At 39.9% G+C, this 14015-nt stretch carries 9 protein-coding genes; 3 read left to right on the top strand and 6 right to left on the bottom strand.

Annotation, left to right across the window (positions count from 1 at the left end):
• Window positions 1-98 precede the first annotated feature (98 nt).
• On the top strand, window positions 99-2375 hold the full coding sequence (locus H3302_RS18620) for a CHRD domain-containing protein (RefSeq protein ID WP_182396491.1): 2277 nt from the start codon (window positions 99-101) through the stop codon (window positions 2373-2375).
• 517 nt (window positions 2376-2892) lie between these two features.
• Here the strand turns inward: H3302_RS18620 and H3302_RS18615 are convergent.
• The 5 genes from H3302_RS18615 to H3302_RS18595 form a co-directional block, all read right to left on the bottom strand.
• Window positions 2893-3174 carry an Imm27 family immunity protein gene (locus H3302_RS18615; RefSeq protein ID WP_182396490.1) on the bottom strand — a complete coding sequence of 94 codons (282 nt, stop codon included), beginning with the start codon at window positions 3172-3174 and terminating at the stop codon, window positions 2893-2895.
• A gap of 2 nt (window positions 3175-3176) precedes the next feature.
• The gene (locus tag H3302_RS18610; protein ID WP_182396489.1) at window positions 3177-3854 is read right to left on the bottom strand and encodes a polymorphic toxin type 10 domain-containing protein; all 678 of its coding nucleotides are present in this window, start codon (window positions 3852-3854) and stop codon (window positions 3177-3179) included.
• Between the two features lie 49 nt (window positions 3855-3903).
• The gene (locus H3302_RS18605; RefSeq protein WP_182396488.1) at window positions 3904-4440 is read right to left on the bottom strand and encodes a DUF6436 domain-containing protein; all 537 of its coding nucleotides are present in this window, start codon (window positions 4438-4440) and stop codon (window positions 3904-3906) included.
• Window positions 4424-5890, bottom strand: a complete 1467-nt coding sequence (locus H3302_RS18600; protein WP_182396487.1) for a methyl-accepting chemotaxis protein — start codon at window positions 5888-5890, stop codon at window positions 4424-4426. The genes H3302_RS18605 and H3302_RS18600 overlap by 17 nt, the downstream gene beginning before the upstream one ends.
• A gap of 77 nt (window positions 5891-5967) precedes the next feature.
• Window positions 5968-6522, bottom strand: coding sequence for a hydrolase (locus tag H3302_RS18595; protein ID WP_182396486.1), 555 nt, complete (start codon window positions 6520-6522; stop codon window positions 5968-5970).
• 170 nt (window positions 6523-6692) lie between these two features.
• Between H3302_RS18595 and H3302_RS18590 the strand changes: the two genes are divergently transcribed.
• Window positions 6693-11228, top strand: a complete 4536-nt coding sequence (locus tag H3302_RS18590) for an EAL domain-containing protein (RefSeq protein WP_310735071.1) — start codon at window positions 6693-6695, stop codon at window positions 11226-11228.
• 138 nt (window positions 11229-11366) lie between these two features.
• On the opposite strand, the gene H3302_RS18585 is transcribed toward H3302_RS18590, so the two are convergent.
• Window positions 11367-12278 carry a cation diffusion facilitator family transporter gene (locus H3302_RS18585; protein WP_036972213.1) on the bottom strand — a complete coding sequence of 304 codons (912 nt, stop codon included), beginning with the start codon at window positions 12276-12278 and terminating at the stop codon, window positions 11367-11369.
• 212 nt (window positions 12279-12490) lie between these two features.
• On the opposite strand from H3302_RS18585, the gene H3302_RS18580 reads away from it, so the two are divergent.
• Window positions 12491-13930, top strand: a complete 1440-nt coding sequence (locus H3302_RS18580) for a diguanylate cyclase domain-containing protein (protein ID WP_065978990.1) — start codon at window positions 12491-12493, stop codon at window positions 13928-13930.
• Window positions 13931-14015 lie beyond the last annotated feature (85 nt).

Here is a 14015-nt window from a genome sequence, read left to right as displayed (position 1 = left end):
TTGTACTATTTTGATCCTTCTATATTTACTCGCCGTATTCCTAATTGAAATGGACACGTCGTAACGTCCGAACATAAAAAAATATATAAGGAACAACGATGAGATATTTACTCTTATTAAGCAGTATATTGTTCATCAGCGCATGCAGCGATGATGACGACGACAACAACGTAGAAATTATCACTCCCCCTCCTGTTCAGGAATTTAGCCCCAGTAAAACGTATTCCGTGACGCTGAGCGGTAAACAAGAAGTTCCTATGAATGCCTCTATGCAGACAGCAACAGCAACCGTAGAGCTAGATGAAAGCTTAATGCAGTTCCGCGCAACTCTTGATGCGAGTGCAGTCGAAGGGTTTAGTGCTGCTCATATTCATGACGGTGATTTAGGTGCTAATGGCGACGTTGCATTCACTTTTGAATCCACAAGTGAGGGCATGTACGAGGTTGCTATTACTGATCTTGACGAAGCTTTAATAGCCGATTTAATGGATGGTGATTGGTATATCAATGTTCACACCGAAGAATTTGCAAATGGCGAGTTACGCGCCCAAATCGTTCCTGATACAACAAGTATCATTACTTTCGCCTTAAACGGCAGCCAACAAGTACCTATGAATGACACTGATGCCATGGGGTACGGATACGCCTCGTACGACAGTGCAAGCACAGAGTTACGCTTGCGAGCAGTCACCATGGGTGTAGACGACGCCACAGCAGCTCACATTCACACTGGTAAGTTAGGCTCTAATGGTGATGTGTTTGTCACATTAGAACAAGACGATGAAGTGATGACTGATTGGGTTGTACCAGAAGGTACCACTATCGACAGTGACACGTTAGCAGTCCTGCTTGATGGTGGGCATTATGTCAATGTACACACACCTGAATTTGCAGGCGGTGAAATTCGTGGTCAAATACTAACAGATAACTACGCTGTTGCTACCTTTGATTTAAGCGGCTCTCAAGAAGTCCCAATGGTGACCACCACAGCAGAAGGTGATGGCTATGCCCTCGTCGACACCACTGACTACAGTGTGGAACTCACGGTGATAACTTCTGGTTTAGATGACGCAAGCGCAGCGCATATTCACACCGGTCGAATTGGTGAAAATGGCGATGTGTTAGTCGCGTTAGAACAATCAATGGATGATCCAAATGTATGGATGACACCCAGCAACACCATGATCAACGCTGATATTTTTACCGTACTAGCATCAGGCGGCCATTATGTGAATGTTCACACACCAACAAACACAGGTGGCGAATTGCGTGGTCAAATTCTTACTAGTAACTATGCATTTACCAGCTTTAAATTAAATGGTGCTCAAGAAGTACCAGCGGTTGACAGCGATGCCAGCGGCGAAGCGTATGCACTCGTCAACATGAATGATTATAATCTGGAGCTGCGTGTTAACACGACCGGTGTTGATGACGCGACTGGTGCTCACATTCACACAGGTCGAATTGGAACAAACGGCGAAGTACTTGTTGCACTTGAACAATCACCAACCGATTCAAGTAAATGGATGACACCTGAAAACACCCAGATTAACGCAGATATATTCGCAGTGCTTGCGTCTGGTGGTCACTATGTCAATGTTCATACACCAGCAAATGCAAGTGGCGAAATTAGAGGACAAATCCTAACCGATAATTACCAACTTGTGACCTTTCCTTTAAGCGGTATGCAAGAAGTGCCCGCTGTTGATACTACAGCGTCGGGCAGCGGTTATGCTCTTGTCAATATGGATAACTATCACCTTGAGCTACGAGCACTCACCCAAGGCGTGAGCGATGCCACAGCAGCCCATATTCATACAGGCCGTATTGGCATGAATGGTGAGGTGCTTGCAGCACTGGCGCAATCTGCAGATAACGTTAACCTATGGGAAACACCTGAAAACACCATGATTAATGCAGATATATTCGCAATTCTCGCGTCGGGCGGTCATTACGTTAATATTCATACCCCAGCACACCCAAGCGGTGAACTGCGTGGTCAAATTTTAACGGATAACTATGTATTTGTTACCTTCCCATTGAGTGGAGCCCAAGAAGTCCCAGCGGTCACGACTGACGCATTTGGTGATGGCTATGCATTAGTCAACACCACTGATTACAGCGTTGAACTGCAAGTTTTAACCTCCGGTGTGAGCGATGCCTCAGCCGCGCATATTCATACAGGGGTTGCAGGTGAAAATGGCCCTGTTCTTGTTGCCCTAGAGCAAGATGAAAACGATATGAACCGTTGGATGACCAGCACTGGTACGATGATAAATGCTGATATTTTCTCAGTACTCGCCATGGGTGGACACTATGTAAATGTGCATACTCCCGCAAACCCAAGCGGTGAGTTAAGAGGTCAAATTCAATAAGGCTTTATCTTTACATTGCTTACTATTAAGGCCAAGCATAGCTTGGCCTTTCTTTTAGAAAGTGCTAAGGAATTTAGAGAAAGGATTCTAATCAAAGAAGGTCAAGAATCCACTGTTACTGGACCAACTCATTCCAATCACTTTGGACCATTAACCTAAATTATCAAATTAAAGTATATCTTTATAATTAATTTAATATAAATTAAAGAGTTAAGTAATTTGTCAAAAATTGAAAAGATTTTTCCTAACAAAAGATTAATCATTACAGCAAGTGGCAGTTTCTATAATGTGATCGGCAGTGGTGATGTTGCACAGGTGCAATTAAAAGACTTCGAACTCCTTCGACACGGATTTTCACCTGAGCAGATCACCCAATTGAATTTGGCACCAAACGGATTTTTTCAATGAGCCACTAAGCCAACTTTGAATACAAACCCAAGCTACCAAAGCCAGAAAAAACAAAGCCCCGCGAGTGCGAGGCTTTGGATGCAAAAGACCTAGATATTTATTAATTCACTTACTTGAATTTGTATTTATTTTTCGCATTATCCAGTGTTATGCAAATCAAGCTAGGTGCTCCACCGCCATGAGAGCTTGAGTCATCATAGATTAGTTCCCAGAGGCGCCCATCATTTGGATCACGTAGTAACGTTGACCATCCATCATGGGAATAAGCCACTACTGACATTACATTATTCTTTAGATAATCAATTCGCTGTGCTGTTTCATCTGCCACAACCTTTCCGTTTAAAAAAATATGCTTACCGACTAATATGTTTTCATCTTTTTTAAGATTCATGCCTAATCCACCTGCCTAATTGTTGCATTTTCTTGTAATTTTCCGTTAGGGATTACAAATTCAGGAACACCTCCTGCGGTCTGGCCACCTTGTACAAAGCCGGGATTATCACGCGCTATCGGTGATGCAATTCCAGAAACACTGCTAGAAGGAAACTCTATCACACTAAATCCAATTGAACTTTGTGGGATTGTCAAAGCGTCTGCAATTTCATTTGAAGAAAGCCCTTCTAGTGCTTTTGCATCTGTCACAAAAACATCTTTTGATCCCAGCGCTCCCAATGAGTTTAGTGGTATACCATTCGGTACAACTCTCGCCAACATAGCAGGCACTTTACTGGCTACAGCAGTACCCGCGACAATAGCCGCATCTTCAGGCCCTGGAAGCGCCATCAGGGCTGCTCCTGCATAGGTTTCTGCAACCTGCTTACTCATATCTCCGCCAGTTTTGGCGAACTGTTGCATCATCACTGCATCACGTCGAGCAGGGCTTCCCGGTCCATTACCAGTTGAGAGTAATGACTCTATAAATGACTTTTCTTTACCGTCAGGATCTGTGTATTTGTAAGGGTTGTTTCCAACATATGAATATCTATTAAAAGTATCGACTTCACCTGTAAACCCAACAGGATCATTCGAATAAAAACGACCTATGACTGGATCATAGTATCGTGCCTGCATATAAATTAGCTCAATACTGTCTAAGCATTACTCACTATCGGACATTATCTCAACTAATCTGGCAATAACAGCCTTTGGCATCAGAGTTAATAAAACGACTATTAAATCCTGCGCGTAAGTTTGCAATTACTAGCTCCACAAAGCCGTTTTGGCTTGAGCATGCTAAACCTTTTGATAATGGGCCGGCGTAAACAAGCTGTTGCTCTTTTGATACTAGGATAGCTGCAGGTTGTGCTGGTAAGAGTCTGGCAAGGGCTGGGGTAGGCGTTAATTTAACAACATGAATGTCATTATTTAGAGCATATTCTGACAAGCTCTGAATATGAGGCTGTGAACGGGTTGAACATACACAGCTGTTCTCATCAACAATATAGAGTGTATCGGCATGGGTTAACTCGATACCCTTTGATTTTATACCCATCGTAGCGTGAAAAGATTGCAACCAATCAGTTTGAGCCATTTTGTTATCAGGATCAAAAACCTGTGCTTGTTGTTGATAAGCAAGGTACAAAGCGAATACCACCGCGAATACCCACCCTATCGCTGCAATTACAATCCCTAACTTGGCATTATTTAAATTTGGCAATACCTTGCTCCAATACATCGATACTCACGTCAATTAACTGTACGCGCTCAGTTAATTTTTCAATCATTTCATTGTCATTGGCTTGGTTTTCAATCAGTGTTTGAGAGTTTTCTGCAATTGCACGCGTGTTTGCCGCTTGGCTTTGTACTACATGAGCAACTGATTCTGAGCTCGTAGCAGCTAAGCTTACTTGCTCTGTCATAACACTAATCTGTTGTTTCATTTGCGAACTAATTGCGGTCAATTGTTCTATAAGTGCAACACTGCCTTGCATTGAATCCGTAGAAGAGGCACTGTTTTGCAACAGGCTTTCTAGAGTTTGAGTTATTTTATCTGTGGTATTTTTACTCCGTGTGGCAAGATTTCTGACTTCATCTGCAACAACGGCAAAGCCTCTTCCTTGTTCACCTGCCCGCGCAGCTTCAATTGCGGCATTAAGTGCCAGTAAATTTGTCTGCTCTGCTATTGATGAAATTTCATTTAATAAGTCAGATATATGGCTACAAGCACTGACTAATTGAGAAATATTTTTATCGGCTTGATGTAAATTATTTGCGAGTTCAGCAGTTTTACTGTCGGTATTAGCAACTTCATTTAACGCTTCTTTTGCACTTAAATGTAAGTGTTTAAACTGTGTTTGCAGTTCTGTACTTTCATGTTCAACCTGTGAAAACCCCTCTGCTACTCGCTCGCCAGACTCAGCAATATCTAAAGAGAGTCGCTCACGCTTTGTTGCAAGCTCATGCAACTCATCATGTACTTTTACAAGTTGATTAGATTGATCTTTTAATACACTACTTTGGCTTTTAACATCGCCAACAACACGCGAAAAAAACCCTAAGAGTCTATTAAAACCTGCCACAGCTTCACTGTGCCTTTCATCCGCTCTTAAGCCGATGTTAATGCTATTTTCGTTCGCCATGATTTGTTCGGTTGTGTTACTTAACGATAAGCCAGCGCTGCGTTCTCGTTGTAACGTTTTGGCTATGTAACCCGCTACAATTGCTTCAACAATAGCGTAGGCTGCGTGGATAAGTACGGTGCTAAAAAACAGCCTGTCTGGGTCGAATACATAAACGCCCGCATCATTTATTTGCAAATAATAAAAGCTCAAATGATGAACAGCTACAAACGCTAAAGCGGTTATAAACACGCGCCACTCAACAAACATGATAAGAACAGCCATCAATATAAAAATTTCAAAATGAACTTCTATGAGACCAAAGCTTTGTTGAATATGTAAAAATGAAAACATCATACAACCCGCAGCCACTATGTGCGCTGTTAATGCGCTGTCGGGGTGTTTGTGTAACATCCATAAAGGCAGTGAAAGCAAGATAAGGCCAGTGAGCACACCAGATAGCAAAGTAGAAAACACAACCCCTAAAATTAATGACTCTAAAAATAATAGGATGAACAAATAGGTAAAAAGGCGACTAACACTGGTCATAACTAAAGCCTTAAAAATTAAACTAATTCACTAAATAAAACGCAGACTCCGTCTTACGAAGAAACCTGCAACATAGTTCACTTAATTAACTGTAAAACAGTTCTAAACTGCGTTGTTCCCGCTTTTTCTAACCACTGAAATAACACGCTTTCAGCACAGGTAACAATTGCACCCGCTGCACTCAATTGTTTAATGGCTAATGCTTTATGCTGTTTATTACGCGATGCTATTGCATCTTCAACAACAAACACCTGATAACCGGCCGCGATTAAATCAAGACTTGTTTGTAACACACAGACATGTGATTCAGTCCCAGTCACAACAATTTGCGGTCTTTGATACTCAGCTAGCATATGGATAAACCCAGGCTCTACACAGGCACTAAAATGCATTTTTTCATACATATTCGTGCTACAGATAAAGGACTTTAACTCAGGACTCGTTCTCCCTAGTTTGCTTGGATTTTGTTCAGTAAATATAAATGGTATATCCAGTAATGACGCTGTCTTTAATAACTTTGATGTATTTTCAACAACAACGGCAAAGTCTGTAATGACAGGAGCAAGCCCTGCTTGTTCATCAATAACTAATAGAATGGCCTGCTTTTTTTGGCAAATAAACGAATGGCGCATTTCATTCCTTAACGTACTTTAACTAAGGTATTTATAGCACATACACTCATTTTATGTTTCGCGTGTGACTATTTACTAAATTATCTTTTCAGGGGCCTCAATTACATCCATAATTGTGCTATATTTTGTTAAAAGTTTTGCGCAAATAATAATTTAGGGTTAATCAGTCAGTGCCTAAACATTTCCATTTTGTTTTCATTTATCTTTTTTTAGCGCTTATTCCTAACGCGTATGCACAAAACTATGCACTGCAAATGCAACGTATTTCAACAGATGAAGGACTCACACAAGGCAGTGTAACGAAAGTAATTCAAGATGATTTAGGCTTTATTTGGATTGGTACTTACCAAGGCTTAAACCGTTATGATGGCTACCAAATGGCGGCGTTTGCAGGAGAACACATTCTCGATCAGCGCCAGATAAATACGTTAGCCAAAACTCGCGACGGAAGAATATTTGTAAGTACCGAGTTTTCGGGCGCTTTTTTTATCGATCCTAAAACACTCAAGGTAGAAAAAATTTACGCTGGAAAGCTCGACCCAGAAGACGCGTTTTTCTCACCTATACTCGCTTTAACAGAAGACGATAGTTATTTTTATTTTGCTATTGCTCAGCACGTTTACTCTTACCACAAGCAATCAAAAAAGTTCTTACATGAGTTTTCTATAAACAAAGAAGAGCATATTGTACGAGCCCTCATCATACATGATAACTTTTTGTATATGGGTACATCTAATGGCTTGTTTTCTAAAAACTTAGCCGATGACCATATTTCAAATATTCCATTAACAGAGAAACAAAAAGTCACGGATGACAACAAAAACGTAAAATTATTGCGTGTAGATCCCCAGCTAGGGTTACTTGTTGGCACTGTTGAGGGCATGTATGCCATTCCCTTTGATAACAACCGTTTGTTCGCATTTGGTAGCGTTAAGTTATTAATTCCTGAGCTAAATATTTGGGACTACTCGGCAAGCTCTTTTGGTGAGTATATAGTTACAGAAAAAGGGTTATATGAATTCAACCGTCAAACTCTGTCAGTTGAATATATTCTTCGCTTTGATCAAAGTAAATTCAACATGACCGACAACACCATCCCTGACATGATGGTTGATAAAACAGGGTTACTCTGGCTAGCATCTCGCTCACAAGGGGTATTCACATGGTCCACCCTAGCGAGACGGTTTAAGCATATAGAGTTAAAAAACGACACCAATAACTTTAACAATAATGTATGGTCTGTTGTACAAGATAAAGACCACACCATTTGGATCGGGACCGATAATGGTCTAATGAAATACAACCAACTAACCAAACGAGCTCAAGCATATTTAACAAGTGCCGACGAAAAAGCATTCCACGGTGAATATGGTATTTTTGGCGTTGCAGAAGCAGAAATCGAAGATACAAAACGTTATTTGTGGGTTATGAGATACATGGGGTTAGTCCTTTTCGATAAGCTCACAGGCAAGCTGGTTCCATTAAAAGGTGATGAAGAAACAGTACGTATTTTAACAACTTATACAAGTTGGGGGTTTCACGTGATTGGACCCGATCAGTTCGCATTTATTAACGATAATGATTTTTATAGATACGATGGTAAAACGGGTGAACTACGCGTTATAGAAGGCCTAAAAGAACAAGTTGAAATTATTAATGCAAATGGTTTTCTAAAGCCATTGCCAACCCACCCTAATGAGTACTTATTGAGTATGTCGGGCAAGCTTTATCGCTATAACGAAGAAACACAAAAGCTGACATTACTATACCAAGTCGAAAACTATAACCCATCGGCCTTCTTTGTTACCACTGATTGGATTATTGATTACAACAACACACTGTGGCTAGCTTCTTCAGATGAAGGGCTGATAGGTCTTGATGCCGAAAACTATGAAGTAAAATACCGCATAAATACGCAATCAGGTTTAAAAGCTAAATCAATTTTTGGCTTGCAAATTGATCGCTTTGGCTTTTTATGGATGAGCTCTCAAAATGGCTTATACCGTTTAGACTTAAGTTCGTTAGAACTCGACCGCTACTTTATTCGTGATGGCCTTGCCGTTAATGAATTTAATTACGATGCTGATGCAACATTACATAATGGCCAGTTGGCTTTTGGATCTACGCGCGGTGTACTGCTTGTGTCTCCTGAAGATTTCTTATCGTCACCTGTAGAGCCTGGTAATGTAAAAACAGAAATTACTAATGTGTCTTTGCTTTCTCGAGAATTAAATTATCATCCCTATAAATACGTCGATGATCCGCTACAACTGACCGCTGATGATATGGGATTAGAGGTCAATTTTTCTAACTTTGACACTATAAATAAAGACAAAACGGTGTACAAAGTTACGCTTGAAGGCCCTACATCACTTCATTACGACAGACTAACAACAAACAAAGTGTTTTTCACAAAATTACCTCCTGGCGATTATACGTTATCTGTTTCTTCAGCGTCTGACCTTAATAATATTATTTCTGAAAGTAGGCAATTACGCTTTAAAGTTGCCTATGCAACGTGGTCATCCCCCCTTGCTTATACCTGTTATACGATGATAACACTGGCCATTTTGTTTTTTATTTTCTGGCAATATCAAGCCCGTCAAAAAGCGATTCGTAAAGCGCACGATGAAGTATTAAAGTCTCAACAACAAACTGAATTAGCTTTAAGCAGTAATAAAAGTGGCGTATGGGAGGCTAACTTGGCCGAGCAAACCTTTTTTAATAGCCGCTGTGCAGTGGAGCTTGGCTACAGTGAATTTAAAGACAGTCTGCCCATTGCAGATTTCATACAACTTATTCACCCTCTTGACCGCCGATTAGTTATCAGCCAATGGGAATCATTTTCTAAACAATTAAATAATGAACAATGGAATGTAACATACCGATTAAAGCACAAAAATGGAGAGTGGCTTTGGTACCAAGATGTTGGCCGTGTTGTTGAAACAGATGATGATAATAAGCCGTTAAAAATTTCAGGTATTTACACCAATATCACAGAGCAAAGAGCCAATGCACAACAAGCAGCTGTGCTAGGTGAGGCCTTTAGTCAAATTAACGATTGGTTACTTATTTTAGATAGCCAACTTAAACCGTTTTCAGCAAATACGAGCTTTAGCGAAGCCTTTTCAACACCTAAAAATATTACCGAGTTAACAGTTAAAGACTTTATCGGTGCGATTGGCAAATCTCATTATCTCGAATACTTAAATGTACTAAAAACACTTAAACCTAAACAAAACTGGAAAACAGAAGCCTATATTCGCACACTAAAAAGCCCTGCTCATCCAGTGCACATCAGTGTCACTGCGGTGGCCAAAGACAGCCAAAGCATTAACTATTATGTTATTGTTATTTCAGATTTAACAGAGCAAAAACGAGCTGAAGATGAACTTCGCTACTTAGCAAATTACGATCCTTTAACAGGGCTTCCTAATCGCACATTAATGCACTCTAAAATTAATAGTTGTATCAATAGCTCTAAAAAACGTAACAAATTAGCAGCACTGTTGTTTATCGACCTTGATAAGTTTAAACCGGTTAATGATTCATTTGGTCACGCTGTGGGTGACCAATTACTGTGTAATATTACTCAACGCGTAAGCTTAATTTTGCCTGAAAACGCTGTTATTGGCCGCCAAAGTGGTGACGAATTCTTAGTGTTGGTCAAAGATCTACATTCTCCTCAAAGTCTGAGTGAACTGGTTAAAAAGCTAACCGAAGAGCTCGCGAGCAAAGTAATTATCGATGACTTTTCTATTAATATTTCAGCCAGTATCGGGGTTGCACTCTACCCATTTGATGCCAAAACGGCTGACGACTTAATTCGTAATTCTGATATAGCAATGATGCATGCGAAACAATCTGGCAGAAATAACTTTAAGTACTTTACCGAGCAAATGAATAATCAGCTGACAAAAAAACTGTTGCTCGAAAACGCGTTAAAAGATGCCTTTAAAGATGATGAGTTATTTAATAATTATCAGCCTATCGTTAATGCGAAAACGAAAGAAATACATGGGGCTGAATTATTAATGCGATGGAGAAACGAGCAAGGGTTTGTTTCGCCTGCTGAATTTATTCCCATTGCAGAAGAAATTGGTTTAATAGAATTATTAACTGAACAAGCACTCGATCGCGCTCTGACTGAGTTATTGCCACTGCTTCGCGCAAACCCGCACTTTTACTTGTCGTTGAACTTGTCGCCAATGCACATTTTAAAGTCTAACTTAACTGAGCGATTACTCATGATTCTGAGCAATCATTTAATTAAACCTGTTCAGTTACGACTTGAAATAACAGAAAGCACACTACTCGAAGATAAAGAAAAAGCATCAAAACAATTAAAAATGCTAAAAAATGCCGGGTTTAAACTTCTTTTAGATGATTTTGGTACGGGTTACTCATCACTGACTTACTTAAGCCAGTTCCCTATTGATGTGATTAAGATAGATCAGAGCTTCGTACGCAACATTGGCTTAGATAAAAGCAACGAATCAATCATTCGTACTATTCATGCACTCTCATCAAACCTTGGCTTATATTGTATTGCTGAAGGGGTGGAAACTCTCGACCAAATAAACTTTTTAAGAAATATGGGCTGTAATGACCTGCAAGGTTATTATTTTGCTAAACCCATGTTAGCCGATGAACTGATTGCACAGCAGACTATTCAAAGTATTGTCGAACGCCTAAACAAACTGTAATACCCAATTTGCTTGATTAAATGAGCTCTTTAGAGCTGAAAAAACCGCGTTGATAACAAGGCAAAAATTTAGTTATTTAGTTGTTCTAAATCAGAAATTTTTAACGCAGGTAGCGACTGGTTTAATCACTCAAAATGATTAAGTATTTTTGCGGAATGGTATATCATGGTGGCATTCATGGCTTTCAATTTGTAGCACGCTTTTTGCGACTTTAAAACGAGACAGTAATAGCTTTTCGACCTTTAAGCGGCAAGCTTCATCATGTTTTTCAACAGTGCAATGTTGCTTTAAAACCACGTGAGCCCCTACAACTAACTCTTTGTCTTGGCGAACCACGGTCACATTATGAACATTTTCAACATGTTCAACTGACGCAATACTTTGCTCTATTTCATTTACGTCTGGGAGCTTTCCGCTGTTTTCAAATAGACCTTTTAAACACCGACTAATAACTTTGACACCCGTGAATAATACAAACATGGCAATCAACATGCTCGAAATAATGTCGACCTCTGCCCACCCTGTTAAATAAATCAGAATACCCGCAAAGAACGTAGAAACGGTTGAAATCAAATCAAAAAATGAATGCAAAAATACTGCATACACATTAATACTGGCTTTTCGGCCTTTATACAGTACCCATGCTGCTGCACCATGAAACAGAAAGCCTATCGCCGATATTACAGACATTAGGTAACTATTGATGTGTAACTCATGGCCATCACTGTGATGAAAGTATCGCTCTCCACCTTCGTATAGAATCACTAAACTGATACTTAAATATAAAATACCATTGATCAACCCACCTGTTAGTTCAGCTCGTTGATAGCCATCATTAAAGTTTTTTGCAAAATAAATTGCCATGCTTGAAGCTATCAAAGCTATAAATAATGAACTGTTATGAACAAACAGATGCCCAGCATCAGCAAGAACAGCAAGCGAATTTGAATAATAGGCGCCAATGATCTGAATAACCATAAACGAGCAGGTTATGGCTAGCGCGATCAATAAACGGCGTCTTGATGCTTGGTGTGTTGTAATATCTGTCATGAAGAAGAGAGTAACCTATTCGCTGGATAAAAAGTAATGATATACAGTCTCAATTGTAATACGTGACGCCTTTAAACGCACTAAAAACTTAATTCATCCTACCTATTAAACTAATTTATGGCTTTCAGAGGACCTGAAAGGAAAATTTTATATCAATTATTTGTTAAAATATGTAAACTTATGCTGTTCGTTTATATAGGGTAAAGTGTACGATGGGTTCAAGTGAGCAAACATGGCAAACGTTATCGGCTCTGCCGCTCGCAATAATCATGTTTAATGAAGAGCAGAATCGCTTTTATTTTAATTCACTTGCGCAATCGTTATTCTCAGTTGAAGAATACGCTAATTTACACGATTTAAATGTTGATCACTTAAGCCTAAGCGATACACACTCGAGCCGTCTGTTATCCTACGATGATTTTTTACCTTGCGCACAAAAAAGCAAACCACTGAGTATTACGCTGGCAAACAGTAAAAACAATACGCTTAAGTTACTTGATTTCAAATTTGCTTCACTCAGTCAGTCTTTATTTATTACTATTTGTGAACCTCGGACATTTAAAAGCCACGATCAAAGGCAAGACTTTGATGAGCTAATTTCACAAATTTCCACAGAACTTATCGATATTCAAAACGAAAGTATGGATAAGCAAATAGGAAAAGCGCTAAAAACCATTGGCTTAAATTGCCAAGCTGATCGCACCTATATATTTGAGTTTAGTGATGATGGCTTATCAATGAGTAACACTTACGAGTGGGTAAATACGGACATTGTTCCTTTTAAGGAGCACTTACAAAATATTCCACGCGACTCCCTGCCTTACTTTTTTCAGCAAATGCAAACTCGTCATGTATTTAATGCATCTAATACCGCTGAGCTGCCCGATGAAGCTGCGGCCGAAAAAGCCGAGTTTACCAATGAAGGCATTCAATCAGTATTATGTATTGGCTTAGTAAGTGAGCAAACACTGTTTGGCTTTATAGGCTGTGATTGCGTAAAACAAGCACGCCAGTGGTCGCAAACAGACTTATTGCGGATCAAATTAGTGGGCGACATGATCGCCAACGCGTTAAAAAGCTGGCAATACAAACATAAACTTGAGCACACTCAGCAATTGCTGATTGCCGCGAATAAAGAGCTGCATCAACAAGCTCACATTGATAGCTTAACAAACATCGCAAACCGCCGGCAGCTCGACCTTGTACTCCAACAAGAGCTCAATCGTTGTGCTCGAAGCGATTTACCACTGAGTTTAATCCTTTGTGATATTGATGCGTTTAAGCTTTATAACGACTCACTTGGTCATCAACAAGGTGATTTAGCATTAAAAGACGTTGCAAGTATTTTAGCAAAACAGTGCCAACGTGAAGGTGATTTAGCCGCACGGTACGGGGGTGAAGAATTTGCCATCGTTTTATCTGCAACCAATAGCCAGCATGCCCTGACATTCTGCCAAAAACTGCAAAAAGCAATTAAGAAGGCCGCTATTGCACACCCAAGCTCGAACATAGATCCTTTGTTAACCATGAGTTTTGGCATTTATACATGCACACCCGATAAACAGACAACAGCAGATTCCGTGCTCGATATAACCGATAAAGCATTGTACAAAGCCAAACAAAATGGTCGAAATAGAATCGAAATGGGCTAAGAGTAACCCGCTTCGATTAATATTCTATATCGTATAATTCAGTTGATTAGATAAGCGCACTTTAAACTGTGCTGAAATTCTCAAC

It is taken from the genome of Pseudoalteromonas sp. MT33b, from assembly GCF_014117385.1.
Lineage (GTDB): Bacteria > Pseudomonadota > Gammaproteobacteria > Enterobacterales > Alteromonadaceae > Pseudoalteromonas > Pseudoalteromonas lipolytica.
The sequence above is the reverse complement of the archived record's forward strand: the minus strand, read 5'-3'. Positions and strand labels throughout refer to the sequence as shown.